Origin of the sequence: Tessaracoccus bendigoensis DSM 12906, assembly GCF_900141915.1 — a bacterium.
GTDB lineage: Bacteria > Actinomycetota > Actinomycetes > Propionibacteriales > Propionibacteriaceae > Arachnia > Arachnia bendigoensis.
Map to the genome: position 1 here is coordinate 1 of NZ_FQZG01000048.1, position 25,018 is coordinate 25,018.

Genomic DNA, 25,018 nt, shown 5'->3' on the forward strand with positions numbered 1-25,018 from the left:
ATGAGCACAACGGACGAAACGGCCGTCTCTCCGTGCAGACCGATCCCCGCTTCCACCGCGACGCGAAGGCCCTGGCCGACCAGGCCGTCGAGTTTCACGGCCTCGCCGACAACATCGTCGTCAAGATCCCGGCCACCAAGGTCGGCATCGAAGCCATCGAGGACGCCACCTACCGCGGCGTGAGCATCAACGTGACCGTCTCGTTCTCGGTCCCGCAGGCCGTACGCGCCGCCGAGGCGATTGAGCGCGGCCTCGACCGCCGGGCCGCCGAGGGCCACGACATCTCGCAGATGGGCCCGGTCGTGACCATCATGGTCGGCCGGCTCGACGACTGGCTCAAGCACGTCGTGGCCCGCGACAAGCTCTTCATCGACCCCTCCGCTCTCGAGTGGGCGGGTGTGGCCAGCGCGAAGAAGGCCTACCAGATCTTCCAGGAGCGGGGCTTCCGTTCCCGCGTCCTCTCCGCCGCGTTCCGCAACGTCCTGCAATGGTCCGAACTCGTCGGCGGCGACCTCGTCGTCTCCCCACCGTTCAAGTGGCAGCAGATCATCAACGCCTCCGACTACGAGGTCGTCGACCGCATCTCGGTGCCGGTGCGCCAGGAGTACCTCGACCAGCTGAGCCGGATTCCCGACTTCTTGAGGGCCTACGATGTCGACGGCATGACCGTTGAGGAGTTCGAGACGTTCGGACCGACGGCGAAGACGCTGCGCCAGTTCCTCGACGCCGACGCCCAACTCGACGCGCTCGTTCGCGACATCCTCATCCCCGCCCCCTGATCGCCGCTAGGAGAACCGCCTCAATGCTTCGAGTAGCAGTCATCGGCGCAGGCCGGATCGGCAAGATCCATGCCTCCGCTGTGGCCTCCCACCCACAGGCCGACCTGGTCGCCGTCTGCGATCCCATCGGGACCGCCGCCGAGGACCTGGCCGCGCTCCATGGGGCCAAGGCCTACAAGGACGCCGACGACCTGTTCGCCGACCCTGACGTCGACGCCGTCATCATCGGTTCCCCGACCCCGCTGCACGCACCGCAGGTGCTGGGCGCGACCCGCGCGGGCAAGGCCGTCCTGGTCGAGAAGCCGGTCGCTAGCGATGTCGAGTCGGCCCGTGCCCTGGAGGCAGAGCTGGAGACGTTCGAGCACCCGCCCGTGATGGTGGGGTTTCAGCGCCGCTACGACCCGTCGATCCGACGCGCCAAGGAGTTGGCCGACGCCGGTGAGTTGGGCACGATCGAGCAGGTGACGATCGTCTCGCGCGACTCGGCCCCGCCGCCCGCGTCCTACATCGCCGTCTCGGGAGGCATCTTCAAGGACATGACGATCCACGACTTCGACGAGGCCCGCTTCTTCATCGGCGACATCGTGGAGGTCAGCGCCTTCGGTCAGAACGTGCTCCCCGAATTGGCGGAAACCGGCGACTTCGACGCCGCCGTCGTCGTGCTGCGCGGCAAGAACGGGGCAGTCGCGTCCATCACCAACAACCGCCGCTGTGTGACCGGCTACGACCAGCGCCTCGAGGTACACGGGTCCACCGGTTCCGCGATCATGGACAACTGGCGACCGACCACCCTCTCGGTCAACACCAAGGATGCCTCTGGCACGCAGCAGCCGTACCTCGACTTCTTCTTGGAGCGCTACGCGGACGCGTACCGCAACGAGTTGACGGCGTTCATCGACGCGATCAACAACGGCACCGAGGTGACGCCGACGGTCGCCGACGGCGTGGCAGCGCTGGTCGTCGCCCAGGCTGCCGGGGAGTCGGCCCACAGCGGACGGACGGTCCGGCTCGACGGCTGACAACCGCCGATCAAAGGCGGAAGGGTCGGGGCAGATGCCTCGGCCCTTCTGCGTTGCCGCGTTACTGGATCGTAAAGGTGGCGTAACCCATGCCGTCCACCGGCGTGGTTGGCTCGTGGGACCAGGATCCGCCGAACCCGAGGAGTTGCCATGCGCACCTCGACCCCCAACCCGCCGAGCCAGGCGCCCCGGTGTACGGGCATGAGACGCCATGCGGCGCCTGGCCTGATCCCCGTCGGCCGACGCACCGCCTAGCCCATGCGCATCCTCTCCCTCAACCCCACCTCGTCGAGGTTGACGACCACCGCCCTAGTCGAGGCCGCGGCGGCCTGGTCGCGGCGCACCAAATGCCTGGTCGAAACCGAACGCATCGCCGGTGCCCCCGAGCGGCTGGAGACCGATCGACAGGTCGAGGCCGTCGCGGGCATGGTCTGGGAACGGGCGCGCCGTCTGGAGGCCGACGGGTTCGACGCGATGATCGTCGCGTCCCCCAGCGACCCAGGCCTCGCTGAGGGCTGGGCGCTGGTTCCGGAACCGGTGATCGGCGTCGGCTGGGCCTCGATGAGGAGGGCCTGCGCGATCGACTGGGGAATCCTCTGCCCCCACCATCAGCCCCCCGCGCGCGCCAAGGCACAGGCGACGCGCTACGGCTTCGCGGAGCACCTGGTCGCGGTGCAGTCGGCGAGTCGGGTCGACTACCAGGCCGACTCCGCGGGCCTACTGGCCGCCGAGGTGAACCGGCTGGCGGCCGCCGGTGCCCGCAGCGTCGTGCTGGGTAGCGCGAGCATGTCGCGCACGGCCGAGGCGATCTGGGGGCTGGTCGAGGTGGAGGTGGTGGAGCCTCTCGAGGCGGCCCTCGATGTGGCGCTGGCCGCCGTGCGCCACACCCTTCCGCTGGCCACTCGGTGACCCGACGACTCAGCCCGGCAGTGCGACCTTCGGCCTAGCCCACGAGCGGCACAGCGTGTCTGGGACACCCACGCCTGGAACCACTCACCTGCCCCGACCCTCGCATCACTGATGCGCACCTATCAACATCTGTGGCGCTAATCTGTTGGTATGAGGACAACGGTACGACTCGACCCCGAGGTCGCGGCAGCGGCAGAACGCTTACGCAAGGAGCGTCACATCGGTCTGGGTGAGGCCGTCAACGAACTCGCCCGGGCGGGCCTGGCGAAGAAGCAGGAGCCCGTGTACTTCCGGCAGCGAACAGCCAGCGTCAGGCTGAAAGTCGACGTCACCGACATCGCCGACACCCTCGAGCTACTCGATCAGCACGACGCCGGGGACGCCCAGTGATCGTCGACGCCAACGTCCTGCTCTACGCCGTAGATGACCAGTCCCACTTCCACACCACCGCACGGACCTGGCTGGAAGAGGCGATGAACGGCGTCGAACGCGTCGGGCTGCCCTGGGTGTCCCTGATGGCGTTCCAGCGCATCATCACCCACCCCCGCGTGACCGTGAATCCCCTGACCCCGGCGGATGCGTGGAGCTACATCACCGACTGGCTCGACGCCGACCAGGCCTGGGTACCCACCCCGGGAGGCCGCCACCGCGACATCCTCGGCCGACTCCTGATCGACGGCGACCTGCGCGGGAACCTCGTCACCGACGCCCACCTCGCTGCGCTCGCCATCGAATACGGCACCAGCATCTGCTCCTTCGACAGCGACTTCGCCCGATTCCCCGGCCTCCACTGGATCAACCCCGCCCGCCGCTGATTCACTCGGCTCAGGTAGCAACCTCCAGTGTCGGCCAAGGTATGAGACGAACTCGTGGGCCGTTGCTCTCCCTCGCCATCAGGACACCGGGCAGCGCGGTCGCAAGACATCACCGTCGGCAGGTTCACCCTCGGGAGCGCCGCCTTCCTGAATGCAGGCACCTCCCCCTAAAGTGCGACCTTCGGCCTGGCCCACGACCGGCCCCTGGTGTCTTTCAAGATGTCGTACTCGACGTCGACGTGCGGCTCGATCGCGCTGTACTTGTCGTTCGGCGCGCCGATGATCAACTGGAAACCCAGACCCCGCCAAGCCCCGATCGCGCGGGCCGTGAAATGGGCGTCGGCCTTGATCAGCGCCTCATCCAGGAACACCGGCGCGTAGCGGGGACGCTCGGCACCGGCGTCACCGAGCTGGTAACGCAGAGCGGCCCCGACGATGAACGCGATCAACTCCTGTGATTCGCCACCCGACTTCTCCCCGATGTGGTCGTAGAGCGCGACGTGCCGCTTCGTCGTCGCCCCGATCCGTTCGGCGCTGACGCGGACATGGTTGCGCACGTCGATCAGGTCGGCGAAGTCGGGCGCACCACGACGGATCCGGTCGATCAGCCTCGACATCCTCGTGTAGGCCAGCTCGCGTTCCTCCTCGGTCCCGGCCGCCTCGATCAGGCCGCGCACGTCGCGCAGTTCGCGGCGGAACCTGGCCCTGACGGCCGACTGGTTCTCGCGGGTGGCGATCTGCAAGCGGTGCTCATCGTCGTAGAACGGCAGGTCCTGCATGATCAGGTTGATCGGCTCGATCCGCTCCCGGATCTCCCGCAGCGACCTGCTGAGCGTCGAGTCGAGATTGGTCAGATCGTTGCCCGAGAGGCTGAGCAACGAATCGCGCCATTCGGCCTCCAGCTCGTGCAGACCGCTGGCCTCCAGGTCGGCCAGGATGCGCTCGAAGTCGGCCAGGGAGGCGTCCGGGTCGGGGAGCAGATTCGGGTTGGGCCAGCGATCCAGGAATGTGGTGAGGGTCCGGCGCAGCGTCTCGCGCTGCTCGACCAGGCTGTCCCGCGCGGCGCGCTGGTCGGCGGCCAGCCGACCCGCCGCGTTCTCCAGTGCCGCGTCGAAGCGGCGCAACTCCTCCGACGGGGAGGCGTCGCGTTCACCGTCGGGCACCTCGAACTGCCGGTCGAGGTAGCCGGCCTGCTCGTCTGTCAGGCGGATGCCTGCATCGCCTGCGGCCTCGAGGATCTCGTCGACGGCGTCGACCGCCTCCATCACCTCACCCCACCGAGCGGCTATCCGGTCACGTTCATGCTTTGCCCGACCGATGTCCTCCCGCAGCCCCGTCACCTTGTCAGAGGTCTTCGCGATCTGTTGCTGGATGCGCGCGATGGTCGGGCTACCGGTGGTCACCTCTTCGATGACTCCCAGCCACCGCCGCTTCTCCGCCTCCAACGCCTCGACGTCGACCTGCTCCCAGGTGAGGTCGACGATCACGCGGTAGGCGGCGTCGCGCGCGTCGAGCCCGTCAAGGGTGACGACGGCCGCCTCGAGGGTTTCGATGGCGTCGACCAGCCGACGGCGGGCGTCGTCGATCCTTGCCGCGAGGTCGCGGAGGCCGTGCTGGTTGGAGAAACCGAGCACGTTTGCGCGGCCGTGGCCGCCGTGCGCGCCCCGGTTCCCCTGCGACATCTGCCCGCTGATCGTCAACGCCGTCGAGTGGCCCCTGAGCTCTTCGGGCGCGGTGACGCAGAAGAAGTTGAACCGGTCGACCAACCGCTCTTGCAGCCAGCCGGTGAACCCGGTGGCTCGGTAGTCGAGACGCCCAGGCAGCGTGCGGTCGTCGCGCGGCTGCGACATCGGCTGCCCGACGGCGATGCCCTCGTAGCGCAGCCGGACGGGGGTGCGGACAGCGTTGATCGCGGTGCGGAACCGAGCCACATTGTCTGAGTCGATCAGCAGCGTGGTCGCGAATCCTCCGAGGGCCAGGTTGAAGGCCTCACGCCATGGCTCGTACTCGGTGCGCACCTCGACCAGTTCACCGACGAACGGCAGCTCCTCGACCTCCAGCCCGGCGGCCCGGGCCAACTGCTCGCGGGACTCGTGGAGAGGGGCCGGGATGTTGCCGCTGCGATCCTCTGCCTGGCGACGCTCGGCCTCGAGCCCGGCGATCTCCTTCTCGATCGCGGAGCGGGCCGCTCTGGCCTCCGCGTAGGCGTCGCGGGCCGACGACCTCGAATCCCCATCGACCAGCGCGAGGCGCGCCTTCTCCGCCAGCGCGGCGAACTGCCTCGCCGTCCTCACCTCGGTGTCGATGGAACGCAGGGCTTCCTCAAGCCGGGCCCGCTGCCGCTCGACCTCCGCGGTGCGACGTTCGACGTCACGCAGTTCCCGCTGCGCGGTGTCGAGACGGTCGCCGCCGGAGGTACGCAGCACCTCCGAGAGCGCGTCGCGTTCCGCCTCGGCGGCCTTGGCAATCTCCTGCCTCTCGCGGACGGCCTGGTCGGCCCCCAGTTTGCGGGCGCGCAACTCTGTCTCGACGGCGTGCAGAAGGTCCTGTCGACGGCTGGCCTGCCACAGGGACGCCAGCGAGTCCGGGTCGGCGAAGTTGCCGACGGCGTCGATCAGGCGCATCCGGGCCGCGGCCGCCCCGATCCGCGTGCGGATTCCACGGATCGGCTCCAGCGCCCGGACCTGTTGGCGCGCCGTCAGCATCCGGTTGCGGGTGCCGTCGAGCCCGTCGAAGTGTGCGACGACGGCGTCGGCGGTGGCCATCGTCTCCGGCTCCTCGAGCACCATCTTCTTGTAGAGGTCGTCGACCGTGGTGATCTGCTGACCGGCCTGGATACGGGCAAGCAGGCTCATCGCCTTGGACCCGGCGCCGGCTGCCCCGATCCCCAGGGCCGTGTGCAACCTGGAGGAAAACTCGCGGTCGGTGCCGACGGTCTCGACACCGGCGCCCCGGACGGCGGAGTCGACGAGCCGCTGACCCGCGGCCGGTTCGAGGCGCCTAAGGTCGAAGTCGCCCTCGGACGTGCCTCGGATGCGGACGGTGTCATCGAGGACTCGGGCCGACGAAGGGATGTACCAGGCGCGCACCGCCGTGAACCGGGCACCGTCCTGGTCGGCCCAGGTCATCGCGACGGCCGTCCACGTGTCAGCGCCGTCGCCTCGCAGGACCCGCATCCGGGTGGCGCCGTCGGCGTCACGGGACTCGTCGAGCTTGCCGCGGCCGTAGGAGACGATGTTGCGCTGCTCCTGCCCGCGGGGGCGGCCGGTGACGGCGCCGTTTGACGCCCCGTTGAACGGGGTGGTGTGCGGCATCATCAAGGCGATGTAGGCGTCCATCAGGGTCGACTTGCCGGAGCCGGAGCCGCCGCAAAGCAGCGTCGCCGTCGGGGAGAACCGGATGCGGTGGTGGCCGTCGTAGCCGCCCCAGTTGACCAGTTGGAGGTCCTCTGCGACCCACTGCTGCATGCGGGAGTTCGCTGGGATCAGCCCGAAGAGGGTGTCGAGCATGGTCACGGCGTCGCTCCTTCAACATCGCCCAGCATGGGCTGGGTCTCGGGATCGGGGCCTTCGTCCCGCTCCTGGACCGCATCGTCGTCCGGGGGCCCTTGCGTGGTCGGCGGGCCGGAATCGAACTCGGACTCGTCGACCTCGCCGAGTTCGTCACCGTCGGGGTCGTCTTCGGCGTCACCGACGCGGCCACCGGCGTTGTCGCGCAGCCAGGCGGCCAGTTCGCGGAGCCGTTCGGAGCTGAGCACGATCTCGATGATCGGGCTAATCCGGTAGCGGCCCTCGGACTCCTCCTCCACGATGCCCTCGTTGCGTAGCCTGGCCAGCGCCCCGCGGATGGCCTTCTGGCGGCGGGCGGTGTCGCCGTCGGATTCGGCGAAGTAGGTCAGCACCGTCTGCTCGATCTCCTCGACGTCGACGCGCGCCGACTGCTCACCGGTGCTGCTCTCCCTCTGGAAGAGGGTGCGCAGATGCACCAGCACGAGCGTCTCGGCCCGGGTGTAGGCGTCGTCGCGCAGCAGGATCGGCACCTCCAGTTCGTCGGAGCGGACCTGCGACTTGTAGGCGACCCCACGCTCGTGGTCTACCTCGAGCCGCACGAACAGGTCGCCTAGGCGGGATTCGATGACCTGCTGGTTGTCCAGCAACACCCTCCAGTCGTCGCCGCTGCGCTCCTTCAGGAGGAAGCGTCGCTGCAACAGGCGCACGAGGACGCGGCGGACGTCGTGGTCTAGGACGCCGCGGTCGCCAGGGAAGAGCTGGCCGAGGTCGTTTTCCATGGCGACCGGCGCGATGAAGCCGGTGACGTCGTCAGTCATGTGGCTGCTCCCTGGTGGTGCGGGCGGTGACGGAGCCGAAGGCGAACCGGCGGCTGGTGCCGTCGGGGCGCGTCGCCTCGACGACGGTGACCTCATCGCCTTCGGTCATGCCGTTTCGGTGCGCGATCTCCAACAGGCCGAGGAGGTCGACCGGGCGGCGGGAGTCGCTCTGCCCGCCTTCGAAGGCCGCGCCGAGGTCGAAGGTGTCGCCGAGCGTGGCGAGGTGGCGTTCCAGTTCCGCGTAGTGCGGGCCGCCCCACGACCGGTCTTCGTCGTCCAGGTAGTCGACGTCAACGTCGCGGCCGGTCAGCGGTTCGGGCGCGCCTGGTGGGCGGACGTCGCTGAGGCTCTGGCGCAGGTTTCCGACGTCGGCGACGGGGAAGCTGCGCAGCGGGTCGATCCGGTCGCCCGGACGCGAGGTCTGCATCCACGTCTGGAGGCCGGCCATGACGTCTCGGAGCAGGTCGTCGACCTGGCGGTCGCGGATCGGGTCGTGCGTACGGACCTGGGTGGTGATCACGTGCGATGCGCGCCGTTGCGCCGTCAGCACCTCATCGACGCCCAGTTCGACGCGGCGGGCGATGGCTCGCAGGTCGGCACGCTGGCCGGCGTCGAGGAGCCGGGCGAACGGCTTCGATGTGAGGTCGAAGAGCCGACCGGAGAGCCGGTCGATGTATTCCGGTTCGCCGATCAGGTGCAGCGCGCCGGCGAAGGCCCGCCCCTCCGGGGTGGCGTGCATGACGTGCTGGCCGCGTTGGAGGTACTCGTGCAGCACGTCGCCGGTGGGCCGCACGTCGCGGCGCAGGTCGCCGACGACGTCGCGCTGCATCTGCTTGATGGACTCGGCGACTCGGGAGAAGTCGGCGGGCAGTTCCCGGGCCAGGTGGATGACGTGCTCGGCCTCTTCGAGCAGCTGTTGTTCGTTGACCGGCTCGACCCCACCTCCGCCCTCGAGCCTGGCGATCTCGGCGTCCAACGCGTCACGTTCGGCACGGAGCCGGGCTATCCTCGCCCCGGGATCGTCGTCGGCGTCGACGCTGAGCCGGTCGACGGAGTCGAGCAGGGTCCGCACCCTCGACTGGGAGACGCGGCTACGACCTCCGCCCGCACGCCCGGCGACCTCCAGGGCCCCCACCGCCTGGGCGGAGAGCCGGTAGACCTCGGCGTCGTCTTCGAGCTGCGGGACGAGCCAGCCAACCTTGACCCAGTACCGACAGATCTCACGGGCGGTGCCCGACGGTATCCGGCGCTCGCCGTCGTCGTAGCCTTCGGTGCGCAGCTCGTCGATGATCCCGGCGACCTCCGCGTGCGCGTCGGAGACGGCCACCGTCGGACGATCCGCGGTGAACACCAGCGAAAGCGAGGCGACGACGAAGGGGGCGTATCGGCCGTGGAGCAGGCCGAGCATCGGGTTCCTGAAGGCCGCGGCGGAACGCCGGTAGGCGGCCTCGGCGCGCGTGTTGGACATCGGATACAGCGTAGTGCCCCGTGGGCGGAGGCTCACGCGGGCAGTAGCCGGATCGCGGCGATCGCACGGGCAAGACTTGGGCTGTTCTCAGCCGCCCGCGCTACGTCCCAATGGTTCGTCGCGAAGTCATTCAGACGGCTCACGTAGAGCGGACCGGTCAGTCCGTCTGCGGTAACGACATCACGCCGGACGGCGCGTGGTGCAGACTGAGCGCAGAGGAGCAGAAGGGCACGCTTGGCGTGGTTCAAAGCCTCCGGGTCGATGGGCACCTTTTCCTCGCGCACCCCGAAGTAGCTGGCAAAGCCGCGACGATCGGCGAGCAGCCAAGCTTCGGTCATCGTATGTGCGATTCGCAGGGTGAACCTCGGACTCGATCCTCGGGCCGCTGGCAGCAGTTTCTGCTTCAGTTCAACTGGGCACTGACCGTCCGAGTCGCGAAATACCACCCAGGACGACCGTTGTGCGGCCCTCAGATATTTTGCGACCGACGGATCGAGTTTCGACTTGCCTCCAGACACATACACCCGGGCGACGACGTGACCAGCCGCGGCAACCACCGCGGTAGCGGCGCCCCGGTCGGATTCCCCTTCGACGGCGACGTATATCACCTGCGTCTGCCCTGCCCCACAGCGACCAGCCCTGAGAGATCCTCCGGTGAGATCAGACCGCTGAGAATCTCGGAGGTGGGCAGACCCGCTTCAATCTGGTCGGCGACCTCTTCGATGCACGAGAGTTGCCGCGCCACTGTTCCATCTCTTGTGACGGAGAGGACGAGGATTTCGCGGGGTAGGACGCCCTCGTCATCCAAGAGCTCCGGGGCATGCGTAGAGAGCATCACCTGCATGTTCTGATCGCGCTGCGCGGTCGCGAGTACCGTCGGGAGGGCTCGGACTATCGCCGAGTTCAACGAGAGTTCCGGCTCCTCGAGGAGGAGGACACCACCGTTGGCGGGGGTGCTCACCACCGTCCAGAGCAGCCCGATGAGCCGCAGCGTGCCATCTGAGAAGTCGGCTTCATTCTGTCGCGCCGGGTTCTCACGCCAGTTCCGGTAGCCGGCCACCAGGTGTGGGCGCCCGGCTGGGTCGACCTCGAGCTTCAGGGACTCGAACTCCGGAACCGCCGCCCGGAGCGCGTCCTGCATCCGCCTGAACCAGGCACCCTGTGTGCGTGCGGGCATCGCGTTCATCTGTGCGATGAAATCGCTTCCGAAGGGATCTCCCGAGACAACCCGCCCTGGGTCCCGAATGACCTGCGGCACAAGGTGGAAGTACCGGACCTTGGTGAAGTAGTCAGCGATCGCCCGAAAAGGTTGGTTGGCTGCGATCTGCTCAAGGTGCGTCTGCGTCAGACGTTCCGGGTCCGCCTCGTCCTGCGCATCAGGGCGGGCGATCAGCGTCTCACCGTTTCGTTCGACGATCTCCTGGTCGACGACCGGGCGGTTGCGTCCGCCCTTCTCGTTGCGGACAGACAGAAAATAGCGCCAGGTGTCGGAGCCATCTTCCAAGCGAAGGTCTATCTCGAGGCGACCCTTCCGATGGTTGCGGGCAAACAGGCTCCTGACCTTGGTCAACCCTCCACGTCGCTCAAGCGCCGCCGCCAACCCCCCACCCGTCGAGGCAACCTCCCCCATGAACCTGAACAGGTCAAGGAGGTTCGACTTCCCTGAGGCATTGGGGCCGACGATGAACAACCGGGCATCGACGGGGAAGTCCAGCGTCTTGAAGTTTCGCCAGTTGCTGGCACCCACATGTGTGATTCTCACGGTTTGCTCCTCGTTGCTATCCACCATTCTGCCGGAGGTGTGAATGACCGTCAGACGGTGCGGGCAGTCTTGCCCGCCACCGTCAGCGGGGGTCGAGCACGATCGGCACCTTCGCCCAACCGCTGACCGGTGGGAGTTCCCGGACCGGACCGCGCTCCTCGGACATCCCGATCTCGCCGGTCCCGGCCAGCAGCTCCCAGACGAGGACACGCAACTCCATCAGCGTCAGCGCCCGGCCTGGGCAGATGTGGGGTCCAATGCCGAACACCAGGTTGGCGTCGGCATGGTGGACAGGGTTGAACGCGTCGGGTTCCGGGAAGACCTGCGGGTCGCGGTTCGCGGCCGTCCAGTTCAGCACGACCCTGGTGCCCGCCGCGACCTCCTCCCCTCCGATCGTGGTGTCGCGGGTCGTGACCCGACGGTTGGAGACGAACGGGTCGTCGATCCGCAGGATCTCCTCGATTGCGTCCTCGAAGTCCTGCACTCGGTCGGCCGCAACCAGTTGCCTGAGATAGCTCTGCAGTGCCGTATCGGTGGCCAGGTGATGCACGATGACGCCGACGGAGGCGGCCAGCGACCCGAGGTCGCCCGCCGTCCAGTTCCGCAGGATGGAGACGATCTCCTCGTGACGCAGGGGTACGCCGTCGACCTTGTCGCGCATCAGCCGGGCGGTCACGTCGTCGATGCTGCCGTCGCGGCGGGCCTCGAGTAGACGTGTGATGATCGCGTCGAACGATTCGGCGACAGCGGCCAGGCGCTGCCTGTCGCCCGAGCGGGAGGCCTCACGGTTCTCGGCGACCCAGTCGACCAGTTCCTGCTCGATCTCGGATGGCCAGCCGAGCCAGGTCGCCTGTACCCGCACCGCGTAGGGGGTGCCGATGTCGAGCACCGTGCGCACCGTCGCACCGCGTGGCAACGCATCGACGATGGCTGCGGCGTGTGCTCGGCACTGTGGCTCCTGCGCCTCGACCTCCTCGGCCGTCAGGTAGGCGTCGATCAGCCTGCGGTAGGCGCGGTGCTCTTCGCCGTCGAGGCTGTTGGGCAGGGCGCGGTGCGCAGAAACCGCGCTGGAGAACAGCTCGGCGTCCAGCGCCGCGGCCCGTACGTCGGCGTGCCCCAGCAGGGCCACGGAACCGTCGGCCCCCCGCACGACGGGGCAGGTCTCGCGCTGCGCGTCGAGCATGACGCGCAGGTCCGGCTGGGTGCCGGCTTCGGCATGCGGATCGATGTCATCTGGCCTGGTCTCTGTCATGAACTCGACAATACGAGGTTCGGGCCTCGCTGTTGGTTGAGCCGCCCACGAGCACCAGCGAGCAGGCGTGTCGAAACCGGATCATGGGCCGCTTTCTCCCAAGAAGTTGCCCTCTCGCGGCAGTATGGTCACCCGCACCGCCAGTGGTAGCCAAGAGGGTGCTCCCGCATGGGCCGAATGACTCGGAACCGCTTGTCAAAGGCTGGTTCGACACCCTGTCGCCACCTGTGAGGCGTGCCTATCCTGGCTGGTTTCGACGAGTGTTTCGGGCTATACCTGAGGGTATGGACAAGGTGCTCGCTGCGATCCGCAAATACCCGTTCGTGGTGGCGACGCTGGCCGTGGCCGCGGTCGCCGGGCTCCTTCTCACCTCGTCCTGGAGCGCGCTCAGCACCTGGCTGCTCGGCGGGTTCGCCCTGCTGATGGCGGGCAGGTCGGCCGTGACGATGGTGCGGGAGCTGCGCCAGGGCACCTTCGGCGTCGACATCCTCGCGGTGACGGCCATCGTCTCCGCCGTGCTCGTCGGTGAGTACTGGGCGGCGCTCGTGATCGTGCTGATGCTCACCGGAGGTGAGGCATTAGAGGAGTACGCGGCCAACCGGGCCAAGCGCGACCTGACTGCGCTGCTGTCGCGAGCCCCCCAGTCCGGGCATCGGGTGTTGCCGGATGGGTCCACAGAGGAGGTGCCGATCGAGGCGGTGGCGCCGGGCGACACAGTCCTGGTCCGGGCACACGAGGTGGTGCCGGTCGACGGCGTGCTGCTGACCGGGTTCGGGGTGTTCGATGAGTCGTCGCTGACCGGCGAGAGCCTCCCCGTCGAAAGGTCGGCCGGGGAGGAGGTCCTCTCCGGAGGTGTGAACGGGTCGGTGGCCGTCACATTGGAGGTGACGCGGGCCGCGAAGGACAGCCAGTACCAGCAGATCGTCGACCTGGTCGAGGCCGCCGCGGCCAGCACCTCACCGATGGTGCGCCTAGCCGACCGCATCGCGCTGCCGTTCACCGCCGTCGCGCTCCTGATCGCCGGAGTCGCCTGGTTCATCTCGGGCGACCCGGTGCGGTTCGCCGAGGTCCTCGTGGTGGCCACCCCCTGTCCCCTGATCATCGCGGCACCGGTCGCCTTCATGGCGGGCATGAGCCGTTCGGCCCGCGAAGGCGCGATCGTCAAGAGCAGCGCCACCCTGGAGAAGCTCTACCGCGCCCGCTCGTTCGCGTTCGACAAGACCGGCACCCTGACCCGGGGTGAGCCGAGCCTGGTCGGTGTTCGGGCGGTTGGCTCCGTCGACGCCGACGAGGTGCTCCGGCTCGCGGCGTCGGCCGAGCAGTCCTCGTCCCACGTGCTGGCGGGCGCCGTCATCACCGCGGCAACGGGCCGGGGGCTCTCACTGTCGGGGTCGACAGAGGCCGAGGAGTCCACCGCCAACGGGGTCACCGCTCGGATCGACGGTCGCACCGTCCTGGTCGGAAAGCGATCCTTCATCTCGGGGGCCGTGGGCACGCAGGTCGACCGGCCGGCGCTGGAGGCCGGTGAGCTCGGCGTCCACGTCGCCGTCGACAGCGCCTACGCGGGCATGCTGGTGTTCCGCGACGAGGTTCGCAAGAACGCCCGCGCAACGGTCGACGACCTACGCGCCCAGGGCATCGGCAAGATCGTGATGCTCACCGGCGACGACCAGGTCACGGCCGAACACGTCGCGGCCTCCCTCGGCATCGACGACGTTCGGGCCAACTGCCTGCCGGTCGACAAGGTCCATGCGGTGTCCGCTCTCTCGGAGCGCCCCGTCGTCATGGTCGGCGACGGCGTCAACGACGCCCCCGTCCTGGCCGCAGCCGACGTCGGCATCGCGATGGGGGCCCGCGGATCGACCGCTGCGAGTGAATCCGCAGACGTCGTCATCCTTCAGGACGACATCTCGCGCGTCGCGAAGGCCCTGGCTGTCGGGCGCGAGACGGTCACCGTCGCGTTGCAGAGCATCTGGGTCGGCATCGGGCTCAGCACGGCTCTGATGCTGGTCGCCGCGTTCGGGCTGTTGCCGGCCATAGCGGGGGCGTGGATGCAGGAGGCGGTCGACGTGGTCGCGATCCTGTGGGCGCTGCGGGCGGCCACCGGTAGGAAGGACACTACGTCGGCCGCCATCCAGCGGGCGAATGCGCCTCAGGCCTCGGCGATCGCGGCCTGAGAACTGCCGCAGGAAGCCGACCGGGCTGAGCGTGCACAGATCTCTCTATGCGTCGAGGCAACCCCATATGGCGCCTGCCTCCACACATGGAGAGATTTGTGCACTGCTATCCGAGGGCCTGTATCCATTTCCCGACAGGCTCCCGCAGGTTGGGTGGCGAGTCCCCACTTCGGACACAGCCGTCGACGTACTCACCGGGCGGGACGACTCTTCGGATCGGGCCTCAAGAGCAGCATGGCCGAGGCGACGGCGACGGCGATCAGGGCGGCGATCCCACCCACCGCGGCCGACCATCCAGCGGCATTCAGAAGCATCCCGATCAGGTATCCGAACACCGAAGAGCCGACGTAGTAGAAAAGGGTGTAGAGCGACGATGCCTGCGCCGAGCCGGTCCTGGCCCGGATCGGGACCCAACCGTTGGCCACGGAATGGGCGGCGAAGAAGCCGCCGGTGAACAGCAGCAAGCTCACGACGATGGCGGGCAACCAGACGATCAGGGTGCCCGCTGCCCCGGCGAGCATGAGGAGCGCCGAGCTGATCAGCACCCGGCGGCGCCGATGGCGCTCGGCCAGGCGCCCGGCAACCGTCGACGTCCAGGTCCCGATCAGATAGGAGAGGAAGAGCAGTGAGACGACGCCCTGAGGGACGTTGAACGGCGGGCCCCCCAAGTGGAATCCCAGGTAGTTTTACATGGCGACGAAGCTGCCCATGAGCAGGAAGCTCTGCAGATACAGGGCGATCAGTCCAGGGTCGCGCAGATTCGTCAGGAGCCGCGCCACCAGGCCGTCAGTTCCGCGGAGCCGGGTCGTGCGACGAATGAATCCCCGTTGCCGGGGTGCGATCATCAGGAAGGCCACGGTCGAGCATGCCGCCACCAACGCCACCGTCAGCACCCCGGCGCGCCAGCCCAGGAAGTCGCCGACCGGGGCAGCGACCAGCCTGCCCGACAGTCCCCCGAGCGACGTGCCTGAGACGAACGTGCCGGCGGCAACCGCCACGTGGCTCTTGCGCACCTCTTCGGAGAGATAGGTCATCGCCACTGCCGGCACCCCGCCAAGTGCGGCTCCCTCGAGGAACCGGAACACGACTACGGCTGCGAAACCGGGCATGAGCGCGCCCGCGACCCCGAGCACCGTGGCGGCGATCACGGCCGCGGCGATCGTACGGCGGCGGCCGAATCGGTCAGAAACCAGCGACCACGGGATGACCGCCACGGCGAGGCCCATCGTCGCCGCGGAGACCGTCAACGACGCTTGCGCGGCATTGATACCCAGGTCGCGCGCCAGGATGGGCAATACGCCCTGGAAGGAGTACAGCTGGGCGAACGTGGCGATCCCGGCGAAGAACAACGCGAGCAGCACGGCGCGGTAACCCCGCCCGCCGCGCTCGTTGCCTTGCCACGCCCCACCGTCGGCAAGCACCGATCCCGGGCGCTCGTCGCCCCCGGTACCCCCGTCCTTGGGGGAGGCGCCGTCGCCCGGATGGCCTGGCTCCTCAATCCTGCTCAACGGCTCTGACACCTTGCGGCCCTCGTTCTCATTGTCCGTTCAACATCCGCCAGCCGAGCATAGTTCTTTCCTGGCGAGTCTCATCTGGCGAGGCGCCAGGGTACAACGTCTTCGATGTCGCGGGCAACGAAGAACTGCACGAGATCCTACAGGGCCTCCCGTTCTTCGCCGATGAGAATCAGCGTGACGCCGTCGACTCCGCATCCATTGGACGTCAAGCTCTGACCTGAGGCAGAGGCGCTCCGGTCACCATGGTTGCTGCGGATCGGGTTGCGTCCGCTGACCAGCGTGATCTGTTCGCGCACGTAACTGGTGCCGCTCGATGATGTCGACCATCGCCTTGGCGTAGTCGGCGTAGCTGATGTAATCCATCGGGTCGTCGTCTTCGCCAGGGCGGTACTCCTCCCCCCGAACATGGTATTTGCCGGTGTACTCGCCGAGCGGGGCGAACTTGTACGCCGGTGTGACGTAGGTCCAGCGCAGGTCCGAGAAGCGACGCAGGATGTCGAGCCCTCGTTGATGCGCATCGCTCAACCCCTGCATGTAGCGCGGATAGTAGCTCGGCAACTCCTGCAGTCGGCGTGTGTGCGCGCCGTCGATGAAGAGCGTGTTGGCTCCACCGACTTTCAGATACCTGGTCTCGGTGCCGCGAAGCAGGCGCATCAGGTGCGGCGCACCTCGCCCTCTGCCGTCCATGCCCCGGTGGCGTCGATGATGTTTGGTGCGGACATCAGCGATCTGACGCAGACACCAGCGGTTTGGCGCGGACACCAGCGCTTTAGCGCAACACCAGCGGTATACCGCTGGTGACGAGCCCTTCCACAGGTAACGACGACATTTCCCTGGTGACGAGCCTTCCCACTGGTGGCGCGGACACCAGCGATCTGACGCGGACCGCGATTTGGCGGCGGTGTCGATTCTTGCGCCGTGACGACGAATGCCCATCAGTTCGTCATCCACTCGGCACGATGTGGCCAAGGCCCAGCGACTCGCACAGCACCTGGCCGGGTGTGCCGCGCCCCTACGCCTTGAGCATTCGTTCGGACAGCGTTTGGCGGACGGTGGGCCATTCAGCGTCGATGATCGAGAACACCACAGTGTCTCGGATCGTGCCGTTTGGGAGCACCTTGTGGTTGCGCAGCACCCCGTCTTGTTTCGCGCCGAGCTTCGCGATGGCAGCCCGCGACTGGTGGTTGTGCCAGTGAGTGCGGAACTCGACCGCGATGCAGCCGAGCACGTCGAACGCGCGCTCCAACAACAGGAGTTTCGCGGCGGGGTTGATCCCCGTGCCCTGCGCGGTCTTACTGAGCCAGGTGGACCCGATCTCCAGTCGTCGGTTCACCGAATCGAGATTCAGAAAAGTGGTCATCCCAATGGCGCGTCCCGCCTTCGCGTCAAGCACAGCCCAAGCAACCGCAGTCCCTTCACTGTTCCGGACGAGCAGTTCGCTGATCGCGTCGGCCATACCCTCTGGCGACGGGATCGACGGGGCGTACCACGTCTTCCACAGCTCGCCGACCGCGACCGCTTCGGCCAGTTCGTCGCGATGGGCCAGTGTCAGCGGTTTGAGCCGGGCCACGGCGTTCTCGAGTATCACCGCATCGGACCAGCTCATGAGGCAACCCTACCGGGGAGCCCATTTCTCAAGGAACGATCGACGTGGAAGGCGGCCACGCCACCCTTGCGAAGGGCCGGATGGAGGCAACTACGCGCCGGAGTTCAAGGTGCTGTGCGATGCGCACGCGAAGGCCACGGGAGATCCTGCGCACCTATTCCAACATCGCCTGGACATACGTCACCCCCGCCCTCAACTCCAGCGCCGACTGCGCCGAGCCAATGATCGACATCATCGAGCGGCACCAGTATGTGCGCGAACAGATCACGCTGGTCAGCGGACGCAACCCCGATCCGCAGCAACCATGGTGGACCGTCAAGAGGCTGCATCTGGTCAAGATTGTGCCCCTATTCGCACGCGACCAGCGGTAAAGTCCCGGTGGACGTCACGGTCTCCGACGACTGAACGACCTCGGGCAGCTGGGAAGGGAGTCAAGCACCACAGCCAACAGACCACAGTGGATCGCCTGGAACAACGCCTGCAAGTAGAAATGAGTCAACTCATGACGCGAGGACCCAAGTACTGGATCACTATGGCTGCCGCCACGGCCGTCATCGTTGTGGGAATGATCCTCGTCGATCTTGTTGTGAGACCCAGCGAGGATGCCATCCGCTGGATCTTTGGGGTCGCAGTAGCGTTACTGATTGCCGATGCCATCGCAACACGAGGGTCCAGACGAGGTGACTCGTAATCGAGACTTGCCGTTGCCCTGCGCAGTTATCTCGTGGGGCACCAGCTCCTGTCTGGGTTACGTAAGTGGGGCAGCTAGACAGGAGCCGGTCGGCAAACCGGCAGCCCTACATACTTCTGAGGAACGGCCCGGCAAGGGGCCGTTCCTATTTGCTATGCGGCTTCGTCGATGGGGATCTCCTGCCGGTATCGCGCGGAGAGTTTGACGGAGATCTCTCCCAAGCGGAGGTCCGGGTCGCTGCAGATCAGGTTCGCGAACAGTCCCCGCAAACGGCATCAGCGTGAACAGGCTCGCGCGCCGGTTCGGCGTTCACCGGGGCACAGTGTGGGCAAGGACTCGATCGGAGTGAAGCCCGCCAGTCGTCAGGGTCGAGTCGCCAGGATCGCCGGAACGGTGGCGGTGGTCGGCACCACAGGTGGGGCTGGTGATTCTGCGCCGGAACTCGGCGGCGTCGAAGTAGGCCGAGACGAGGGTGTTGAGCTTCTTGAGCTCGAGCTCGTCGAGGTAGTTCTTCGCAACCGAGACTTCGGCCTTGACGGGCCGCGTTCCGGCAAACGCAGTGAGCCCCATGTTCGGCTGGGCGGCGGCGCGTGAGGCGATGACTTCAGCAGCGGTGTGGCCGTGCGCGGCGTAGTGGAGTTTGTTCTGCACGATCTTGAAGAACTCGACGGTCTCCTCGGCTTGGGGGTTGTAGTCGATGATGGTGGCGTAGAGGTCGAGCACCTACCGGTGGCTGGATTCCAGGATGCGCCAACGGCGACTCCAGCCAGCACCGGGACTGCGAATCCTATGACGGCGTCAAGACCCGCACCAACGGGTCACCAGACAGGTGCGCAGTCGGGCAACCGTGCGGGGTTGTCAGAGCAACGTCGACGCACAGCCTCGCCCGGGCTGGCGATGATGCACGGCGTTGCATCCAGGGATCAAGAATCCGCCTGACAGCAACCACTAGATTTGCCTGACAGCATGCCTGAAATTTGCCGGATAGAGGCACTCTCGCGGTAGCCTGAGCCCATGTCTTACGTGAGGCGGATCCTCGACGATGTGCTGGATGAGTTGTTCCCTCACTTGGCCGCGATCGCCATCGAGGGGGCCAAGGGCGTCGGCAAGACCGCAACGGGTACGCAACGCGCCAAGTCGGTGCTGACCTTGACCTCCGCCCAGCAGCGCGAAGTACTCATCGCCAACCTCGACCACATCACCCAGATACCCCCACCTGTACTGATCGACGAGTGGCAGCTGGTGCCACAGATCTGGGACTGGGTGCGGCACGCCGTCGACGACGACGCCTCAGGCGGACGATTCCTGCTGGCCGGTTCGGCCTCGGTCCCCTCCGGAGTGCGGATCCACTCCGGCGCCGGCCGGATAGTCAGCACCGCGATGCGCCCATTGACCATGCACGAACGCGGACTGGTCGACGCGACCGTCTCCCTCAAGACGCTCCTTACCGGCACCCAAGGCAGGATCGCCGGGGCCTCCCGCATGCGGCTCCCCGACTACGTCGATGAGATGCTTGCCTCCGGGTTTCCCGGGATAAGAGGCCTGCCTGAGCGAGCGCGCCAAGTCCAACTCGACAGCTACATCACCCGCATCGCAGAGCGGGAATTGGCCGAAAACGGCGTGGCCGTGCGACGTCCAGAAGCCTTGAAAGCCTGGCTGACCGCCTACTCCGCCGCGACGTCGACCGACGCCTCCTACACCACCATCTTGAACGCGGCCACCGCCGGGGAGATCGACAAACCCGCCCGGAGCACCGTTGACTCCTACCGCGAACAGCTGACCCGGCTCTTCATCCTCGACCCCATCCCAGCCTGGTCACCGGCCTTCAACCCACTCAAACGACTGACCCGCAGCCCGAAGCATCATCTGGTCGACCCGGCCCTGGCCGCGAGACTGGTGGGCGTGGGCAAGCCCGGGCTACTGGCCGGCGAGGGTCAGCGTGTTGACCAACGAACCGGCACCTGGCTGGGGGCCCTGTTCGAGTCCCTCGCCGCGCAAAGCATCCGCGTCTACGCGGAAGCATCCTGGGGCACCATCGGCCACCTGAGAACCCATGACGGTTCCCGAGAGGTGGACCTGATCGTCGAGGGCGAAGACCGCAGAGTGCTGGCAATCGAAGTGAAGCTGGCCCCAACCGTCGGCGACGCCGACGTGCGTCACCTGAACTGGCTCGGAACCCACCTCGGAGACAGGCTCATTGACAAGGTGGTCATCACAACCGGAGAAGTCGCCTACCGCAGACCCGACGGTGTCGCCGTCGTCCCACTCGCACTCCTCGGCCCATGACCGACGCCACTGGGCATCAGACGTTTCTGATTGGAGATTTCGGTCGCGAGTTGGTGGTCGCAGCCAGGTTTCAGGGAGTGGACCATAGGGGACTCGAACCCTCAAGGAACTGGCTCCTGACTAGGGCCACCACACCCCTTGAGAGTGCTTGATCCCACACCGATCCCACCGAGAACGGACCAAGGACTCGGACGCCGTCAGGCAACCTTGTCCGAGTAGCGCTGACGCACAGCCTCACCTGTGGTGCCGACGAACGTGCCGATCTCGGCCTAGGAGAGTCCGGTTTCACGTGCATTCCGGATGGCGTCGATCAGGTGCCGTTCCGCCTCGGAACGTTCGACCACAGCCGCTCGCAACTGCGCAACAGCACCTGCATCCTGCTCGTCGGCCGGGCTGGGTTCGTAGGACTCAAAGCGCGCCACAAGCTCATCGGCGTGCTGCAGGATCTCATCAACAGCGCGCGGCATTGGTCATCACCTCAGAAATGGAACGGCAGCTTCGCGCTGGCCGAGGTCACGATCCGTCCGTTGAACGACGTGCTTGACGGGTGGAGTAGTCATCCGCCTCACGGATGACCTCAGCCCACGAGGTTTCAGGCGTGAACTCGACGCCGTCGTCCAAGGCTGGTATCACGGCGAGGACACCACGGACGAGGGCGAGAACGGCTTCGGTGTCGTTGGGGATGTCGAGCCCTGCAAGGTCGACGTCCTTGGTCGGGCGTCGGGAATCAAAGGCTGCAAGGAGCACGCCGCCCTTCAAGACGAACCGATCCCGCAGTGCGCTGACGGACAGACGCGCCAAGAATCCTTCGAGTACGTACAGCTGGAACAACTCCTGGGAGGGGCGACGGGAACGACGAGCCTCGTTCTGGAGATCGAGATAGGCATCACCTGAAGGAGTTCCCCTCATCACCCGGCTCACAGCAGGATCTCCAACGTTTTACGCAACACCGACTGCACACGGGGGAACGACCGCGCCAACAACAGCAACTCCGACGGCTGCCCACCACCACGCAGCCATCGTTTGAGCGCCTCGTTGGCGAGGTCGCCACCTTCCAGGTGGCGCATCCTGAACGCGTCGACGATGCTGCGCTCGGTGGAATAGAGACCGATGTGTCCCCCGCCGTCGATGTCGAGCGACTCTCGGCCCAACTCGAAGGTCTCCCGATCGAAGTGTCTCCACCTGACCGGGGCGATCGTCTCAGGAGTCCATGCGCCACGCGGGACAGCGATGTCGATCTCGATGGGGATGTCGTCGATCAACCCATGATGAACAAGTGCCGAGCGCAGACACAGCGTCGCCCTCGGCGCCTTGGCAGCAACCTCGACCAGGTCCTGGTCCCCAAACCAGTCGCTCTTGCGGTAGAGGCCGCGCGCGAGGGGGGTGATGCTGCCCTCATCGATGAGGCGGCGGAGCTGGCGCTCGCTGACGTGGTCAAGGGCTTCCGAGTATCGGAAGGTACCGGGCAGAGCTGCAAGCAACTCGACGTCCGCCGCAACCACGCCTCCACCTCCCGTAAGGACTCCTCAACACCAACACGTCTAGTGTAAAGGGATACCTTTACTCTTGGAGGCTTCTCAGTGTCTGAAAGTTGCCCATCGCCAGCTTGTGGCGGCCCTTGGCTGAGAGGCGGTGAGTCAGTCCTGCCTCAACCATCGCGTTGATCCATGACCCGAGGCGCGCCTGGACGACATTCCCATGGGGTCTTCGGGAGATCGCGCTGCCTCGTAGCTCAACACCGTCACCGGCCCAGTAATCAGCTCTGATACGCGTTTGAGCGCCCTCGATTGTCTGCTTGACGCGGGCCACGCCCTGGGGGTCGAGCCTGACGAACGGGATGGCGAAGCGGCTCCACAGCTCGTGCTGCATCTGCTCCAGCACATGCCTTGGCGTGACGACGAGGATCCGCTCGCCGCGGCCGGGCCGGATGAGTTCGGCCAGGATCATGCCGATCTCCAGCGTCTTGCCCAGGCCCACAGCGTCAGCCAGCAGGATACGGGGGCGCAGCGTGGCGGGGTCGAGGGCCTTGGCGACGGCCTTGTGCTGGTAGCCCAACTGGCGGGCGAGCATGCGGGGCGCGACGGTCAGCTAGTCGTCACTGGGGGGACGGCGGTCTTACGCATCGTCGACTCCACCCAGAGCCGGGATTGGCGGTACTTGGGCGAGTCGTCCGGCCGGATGACCACGTCGCGTGGATCGTTGAGCTTGATACCCACATCGAGCGAGGGATAGAAGACCGCATCCTGGCCCAGAACAAGCTCGGAGAGCCCCTGGGTGTTGAGCACCGGGCCGTCCGACGACTCGTCGACCGACCTGATCAACCACTCCTCATCGCGCACCACGACGACGTTGCCGGGCGCGTATGTGTCGATGCTCATCTCGCATTGGAACCTAGCGCACCGACAGCCTGTCGGGGTGTTGGGGTGTGTGAGATGCACACAGTCTCTGGCGCCATCGGCGAAGAGAAGGGACTGGGTGACGTGAGGCCCGGTGCACGTCGAAGCCGTGACGGCGTGGCAGCTCAGTATCGAGCTGAGCTTCCATCTCCTTGAGCCGTTCACCAGTCGCACCCTCGAGCTCAGCCACGACGATGTCGTACGCCGAGAGCGGCTTCGCATTCGTGTTCATGTTCACGAAGACCGAGAGCGCTGTGTCCTTGCTCGTCGTTGCAGGCAGTCGTAGATACGGGAGGTTGAAGTGCCTGACGATCTCACGCTTCTCAGCGATGACATTCTTGATCGAGTCGCGGAAAGCAGTTGCCTCGGCAAGTCGCCGCTTGAACTCCGCGAAGTCGTCAATGTCGTCACTTGGATCCATGTGCGCGGTGGCAGCTTGCACCCACTCGGTGACCTCATCGTGCGTTGGATCGAGGAGCCTCACGGGGACTAGACCACGATAGAGGCAGTCCCGCGGGGAGTCCGCCCATATCGGACGAATGGTGCCCTGCCTACTCCGCCACCGCTTCTCAACCCGGATCGAGACCTCCTCGTCATCATTTCGCGGCTCATCGTCGAGTTCCGGGAAGTGCAGGAAATATGTAACCTTGTCGTCGTTATCACGCAGTGCCCGGTAGAGCGCGGTCAGTCGTTGCTGGCCATCAAGCAGATGCTCCGTAACAGACTCGCCTGTCTCAGGAGCGGTGTGCAGGGCACGGGAGACGAACTGCTCCTTGTCGCCGACGTTCAGCACGAGCGCGACCCCAAGAGGGAGGTCGTGGATGATCGTGTTCAGCATCGACTTGACGCGCTTCGGCTCCCACGCGACGCCACGCTGGAAACTCGGCAGGCGGAGCTGACCCCCGTCGATATGGTTGAGCCAGTCGCTAACCGTGCGGTTCTGTGCCTCGCTACCTGCTCCCACTGCGTCCCTCGCTTGACGTAACTACTGCGCCTTTCGCAGGACCACAGCGACAGCGCCGTGACTTCGACGTGCCACCCCAGTCTATCGAGAGCCTTCGATATGCGTTGATCCGAGCACCCCTCTGAACCCTGCCACGCGCCTTGCAGATCAAGGTCCGTACTAGTCTGTATGAAATTGGTGACGTGACCCACCGGAACTTGTCAAGCTAGATGAGGCCGGTTGGTGTTAGGCGGCGAGTTGTATCTCGTCGGCTGGCGCCGGTTGATCCACGCTGCGGGGTCGCGGTCGAGGATCTTGGGTCGTGTTTGTGCGCGGGTACCGAACCGCTCGGGATGCGCGGCGCGGGCTGCGTCGAGTGTGGCGTCTCGGTCCCGGTCGATGGTGTTCGCGTGGCTCGGAATCACTGTTCAAGACGATGAAATACCTGCCCGTCTTCCCCGACCAGTTCGTCTCGCTGACACACGCGAGGCAGTTCCTGGACGACTTCGTGACCGCCTACAACCATCACCATCGGCAACATCACGATCAGCGAGGCCGACTACCGGCACCTCGCCGCCGAAGTCGACGCGGCGTTCGACAAGCGCGGTGCCGGGCGGGATCAGGAGTTCGCCGACCTCACCACGAACCGAGCACGACTCGAAGCCGAGAGCGACAAGCTGCTGGCCGCACACTTCGCCGACGCCATCGACCTCCCGACGCTCAAACGGCACCAAGACCGCATCCGCGCAAGACTCGCCAACATCGAGCAGCGCCTCACCCATCAGACGAACAACACACCGGTGGGCGCCTGTTCCTCCACGACAGCCTGCGGCTACTCACCGACGCCCACCGCGCCTACGCGCACTCTGGACAACGGAAGCAGGAGGCTAGCGAACCAAGCGTTCTACACGCGACTGGAGATCACCGACGACGAGCAATTGCGACCCAGGCTCGCAGAATCGTTCGCCCCCATCGTCCACAAGGCGACCGGAAGCAAGGAAGCCAAACGGAACGTTTCGACTCGCTCCGCTCGCTCAATGAGCGGGAACAGCGATGTCGCGGGTTCCCGTA

General features: G+C 66.5%; 23 protein-coding genes and 2 pseudogenes. 9 read left to right on the forward strand and 16 right to left on the reverse strand.

The annotated features are described in order from the left end of the window. The 5 genes from BUC15_RS12375 to BUC15_RS12395 all read left to right on the forward strand — a co-directional run. On the forward strand, positions 1-779 hold a 779-nt coding region (locus BUC15_RS12375; RefSeq protein ID WP_073188750.1), incomplete at its 5' end, for a transaldolase family protein. Positions 780-802: 23 nt separating this feature from the next. Next, complete coding sequence (gene iolG / locus BUC15_RS12380; RefSeq protein WP_073188753.1) at positions 803-1,798, forward strand: inositol 2-dehydrogenase; 996 nt, start codon at positions 803-805, stop codon at positions 1,796-1,798. Between the two features lie 258 nt (positions 1,799-2,056). Then, positions 2,057-2,707: an aspartate/glutamate racemase family protein gene (locus BUC15_RS12385; RefSeq protein ID WP_073188755.1), complete on the forward strand. Its 651-nt coding sequence runs from the start codon at positions 2,057-2,059 to the stop codon at positions 2,705-2,707. Between the two features lie 150 nt (positions 2,708-2,857). Further along, entirely contained in the window at positions 2,858-3,097 is a 240-nt protein-coding gene (locus BUC15_RS12390; RefSeq protein WP_073188757.1) for a CopG family transcriptional regulator, read from the forward strand. Continuing rightward, positions 3,094-3,522, forward strand: a complete 429-nt coding sequence (locus BUC15_RS12395; RefSeq protein WP_073188759.1) for a type II toxin-antitoxin system VapC family toxin — start codon at positions 3,094-3,096, stop codon at positions 3,520-3,522. Before BUC15_RS12390 ends, BUC15_RS12395 begins: the two co-directional genes overlap by 4 nt. Positions 3,523-3,689: 167 nt before the next feature. Here the strand turns inward: BUC15_RS12395 and BUC15_RS12400 are convergent, their stop codons facing one another. From BUC15_RS12400 to BUC15_RS12425, 6 genes are all read right to left on the reverse strand, one after another. After that, positions 3,690-7,031 carry an ATP-binding protein gene (locus tag BUC15_RS12400; RefSeq protein ID WP_245787974.1) on the reverse strand — a complete coding sequence of 1,114 codons (3,342 nt, stop codon included), beginning with the start codon at positions 7,029-7,031 and terminating at the stop codon, positions 3,690-3,692. 2 nt (positions 7,032-7,033) lie between these two features. Continuing rightward, entirely contained in the window at positions 7,034-7,849 is an 816-nt protein-coding gene (locus BUC15_RS12405) for a DUF4194 domain-containing protein (protein ID WP_084189567.1), read from the reverse strand. Next, positions 7,842-9,317 (reverse strand): DUF3375 domain-containing protein, encoded by a 1,476-nt coding sequence (locus BUC15_RS12410; RefSeq protein ID WP_073188764.1) that lies wholly within the window; start codon positions 9,315-9,317, stop codon positions 7,842-7,844. The genes BUC15_RS12405 and BUC15_RS12410 overlap by 8 nt, the downstream gene beginning before the upstream one ends. A 32-nt stretch (positions 9,318-9,349) precedes the next feature. Beyond that, complete coding sequence (locus BUC15_RS20460) at positions 9,350-9,655, reverse strand: hypothetical protein (protein WP_217652223.1); 306 nt, start codon at positions 9,653-9,655, stop codon at positions 9,350-9,352. Between the two features lie 266 nt (positions 9,656-9,921). Next, on the reverse strand, positions 9,922-11,079 hold the full coding sequence (locus BUC15_RS12420; RefSeq protein WP_073188769.1) for an AAA family ATPase: 1,158 nt from the start codon (positions 11,077-11,079) through the stop codon (positions 9,922-9,924). A gap of 82 nt (positions 11,080-11,161) precedes the next feature. After that, on the reverse strand, positions 11,162-12,331 hold the full coding sequence (locus tag BUC15_RS12425) for a cytochrome P450 (protein WP_073188771.1): 1,170 nt from the start codon (positions 12,329-12,331) through the stop codon (positions 11,162-11,164). A gap of 284 nt (positions 12,332-12,615) precedes the next feature. Between BUC15_RS12425 and BUC15_RS12430 the strand changes: the two genes are divergently transcribed. Then, entirely contained in the window at positions 12,616-14,508 is a 1,893-nt protein-coding gene (locus BUC15_RS12430) for a heavy metal translocating P-type ATPase (protein WP_073188773.1), read from the forward strand. Positions 14,509-14,699: 191 nt separating this feature from the next. On the opposite strand, the gene BUC15_RS20465 is transcribed toward BUC15_RS12430, so the two are convergent. The 4 genes from BUC15_RS20465 to BUC15_RS12450 all read right to left on the reverse strand — a co-directional run bounded on the left by BUC15_RS20465 (position 14,700) and on the right by BUC15_RS12450 (position 17,631). Beyond that, positions 14,700-15,176 carry an MFS transporter gene (locus BUC15_RS20465; RefSeq protein WP_217652224.1) on the reverse strand — a complete coding sequence of 159 codons (477 nt, stop codon included), beginning with the start codon at positions 15,174-15,176 and terminating at the stop codon, positions 14,700-14,702. Between the two features lie 18 nt (positions 15,177-15,194). After that, the gene (locus BUC15_RS20470) at positions 15,195-16,016 is read right to left on the reverse strand and encodes an MFS transporter (protein WP_217652225.1); all 822 of its coding nucleotides are present in this window, start codon (positions 16,014-16,016) and stop codon (positions 15,195-15,197) included. A gap of 246 nt (positions 16,017-16,262) precedes the next feature. Next, the gene (locus BUC15_RS12445; RefSeq protein ID WP_073188775.1) at positions 16,263-16,679 is read right to left on the reverse strand and encodes an NAD(P)-dependent oxidoreductase; all 417 of its coding nucleotides are present in this window, start codon (positions 16,677-16,679) and stop codon (positions 16,263-16,265) included. Positions 16,680-17,037: 358 nt separating this feature from the next. Further along, positions 17,038-17,631, reverse strand: a complete 594-nt coding sequence (locus BUC15_RS12450) for a GNAT family N-acetyltransferase (protein WP_073188777.1) — start codon at positions 17,629-17,631, stop codon at positions 17,038-17,040. Between the two features lie 119 nt (positions 17,632-17,750). On the opposite strand from BUC15_RS12450, the gene BUC15_RS12455 reads away from it, so the two are divergent. After that, on the forward strand, positions 17,751-18,002 hold the full coding sequence (locus tag BUC15_RS12455) for a hypothetical protein (RefSeq protein WP_073188779.1): 252 nt from the start codon (positions 17,751-17,753) through the stop codon (positions 18,000-18,002). Between the two features lie 629 nt (positions 18,003-18,631). Here BUC15_RS12455 and rhuM read toward each other — a convergent pair. Further along, positions 18,632-19,045, reverse strand: coding sequence for a RhuM family protein (gene rhuM / locus BUC15_RS12465; protein WP_073188784.1), 414 nt, complete (start codon positions 19,043-19,045; stop codon positions 18,632-18,634). A gap of 291 nt (positions 19,046-19,336) precedes the next feature. On the opposite strand from rhuM, the gene BUC15_RS12470 reads away from it, so the two are divergent. Next, a complete protein-coding gene (locus BUC15_RS12470) occupies positions 19,337-20,608 on the forward strand; it encodes an ATP-binding protein (RefSeq protein ID WP_073188786.1) in 1,272 nt (423 codons plus the stop codon). A gap of 269 nt (positions 20,609-20,877) precedes the next feature. Here the strand turns inward: BUC15_RS12470 and BUC15_RS12475 are convergent, their stop codons facing one another. The 5 genes and pseudogenes from BUC15_RS12475 to BUC15_RS12500 form a co-directional block, all read right to left on the reverse strand. After that, positions 20,878-21,075, reverse strand: a complete 198-nt coding sequence (locus BUC15_RS12475; protein ID WP_217652226.1) for a hypothetical protein — start codon at positions 21,073-21,075, stop codon at positions 20,878-20,880. Positions 21,076-21,121: 46 nt separating this feature from the next. Next, positions 21,122-21,529, reverse strand: coding sequence for a nucleotidyl transferase AbiEii/AbiGii toxin family protein (locus BUC15_RS12480; RefSeq protein ID WP_073188789.1), 408 nt, complete (start codon positions 21,527-21,529; stop codon positions 21,122-21,124). Further along, positions 21,526-22,110: a type IV toxin-antitoxin system AbiEi family antitoxin domain-containing protein gene (locus BUC15_RS12485; protein ID WP_073188791.1), complete on the reverse strand. Its 585-nt coding sequence runs from the start codon at positions 22,108-22,110 to the stop codon at positions 21,526-21,528. The genes BUC15_RS12480 and BUC15_RS12485 overlap by 4 nt, the downstream gene beginning before the upstream one ends. Positions 22,111-22,393: 283 nt before the next feature. Then, a pseudogene (locus BUC15_RS21095) lies at positions 22,394-22,986 on the reverse strand (DEAD/DEAH box helicase family protein); the annotation flags it as partial. Between the two features lie 13 nt (positions 22,987-22,999). Continuing rightward, positions 23,000-23,968 carry a DUF262 domain-containing protein gene (locus BUC15_RS12500; RefSeq protein ID WP_073188797.1) on the reverse strand — a complete coding sequence of 323 codons (969 nt, stop codon included), beginning with the start codon at positions 23,966-23,968 and terminating at the stop codon, positions 23,000-23,002. A gap of 394 nt (positions 23,969-24,362) precedes the next feature. Here BUC15_RS12500 and BUC15_RS20790 point away from each other — a divergent pair. Then, a pseudogene (locus BUC15_RS20790) lies at positions 24,363-24,482 on the forward strand (integrase core domain-containing protein); the annotation flags it as partial. Between the last annotated feature and the right edge of the window lie 536 nt (positions 24,483-25,018).

What these genes read in the sequence shown, in the direction of transcription:
- iolG (WP_073188753.1), top strand. Translation starts at nt 803, where the DNA reads ATGCTTCGAGTAGCAGTCATCGGCGCAGGCCGGATCGGCAAGATCCAT.
- BUC15_RS12385 (WP_073188755.1), top strand. Translation starts at nt 2,057, where the DNA reads ATGCGCATCCTCTCCCTCAACCCCACCTCGTCGAGGTTGACGACCACC.
- BUC15_RS12390 (WP_073188757.1), top strand. Translation starts at nt 2,858, where the DNA reads ATGAGGACAACGGTACGACTCGACCCCGAGGTCGCGGCAGCGGCAGAA.
- BUC15_RS12400 (WP_245787974.1), bottom strand. Translation starts at nt 7,031, where the DNA reads ATGCTCGACACCCTCTTCGGGCTGATCCCAGCGAACTCCCGCATGCAG.
- BUC15_RS12405 (WP_084189567.1), bottom strand. Translation starts at nt 7,849, where the DNA reads ATGACTGACGACGTCACCGGCTTCATCGCGCCGGTCGCCATGGAAAAC.
- BUC15_RS12410 (WP_073188764.1), bottom strand. Translation starts at nt 9,317, where the DNA reads ATGTCCAACACGCGCGCCGAGGCCGCCTACCGGCGTTCCGCCGCGGCC.
- BUC15_RS20460 (WP_217652223.1), bottom strand. Translation starts at nt 9,655, where the DNA reads ATGACCGAAGCTTGGCTGCTCGCCGATCGTCGCGGCTTTGCCAGCTAC.
- BUC15_RS12425 (WP_073188771.1), bottom strand. Translation starts at nt 12,331, where the DNA reads ATGACAGAGACCAGGCCAGATGACATCGATCCGCATGCCGAAGCCGGC.
- BUC15_RS12430 (WP_073188773.1), top strand. Translation starts at nt 12,616, where the DNA reads ATGGACAAGGTGCTCGCTGCGATCCGCAAATACCCGTTCGTGGTGGCG.
- BUC15_RS12445 (WP_073188775.1), bottom strand. Translation starts at nt 16,679, where the DNA reads ATGCGCCTGCTTCGCGGCACCGAGACCAGGTATCTGAAAGTCGGTGGA.
- BUC15_RS12450 (WP_073188777.1), bottom strand. Translation starts at nt 17,631, where the DNA reads ATGAGCTGGTCCGATGCGGTGATACTCGAGAACGCCGTGGCCCGGCTC.
- BUC15_RS12455 (WP_073188779.1), top strand. Translation starts at nt 17,751, where the DNA reads ATGCGCACGCGAAGGCCACGGGAGATCCTGCGCACCTATTCCAACATC.
- BUC15_RS12470 (WP_073188786.1), top strand. Translation starts at nt 19,337, where the DNA reads ATGTCTTACGTGAGGCGGATCCTCGACGATGTGCTGGATGAGTTGTTC.
- BUC15_RS12475 (WP_217652226.1), bottom strand. Translation starts at nt 21,075, where the DNA reads ATGCCGCGCGCTGTTGATGAGATCCTGCAGCACGCCGATGAGCTTGTG.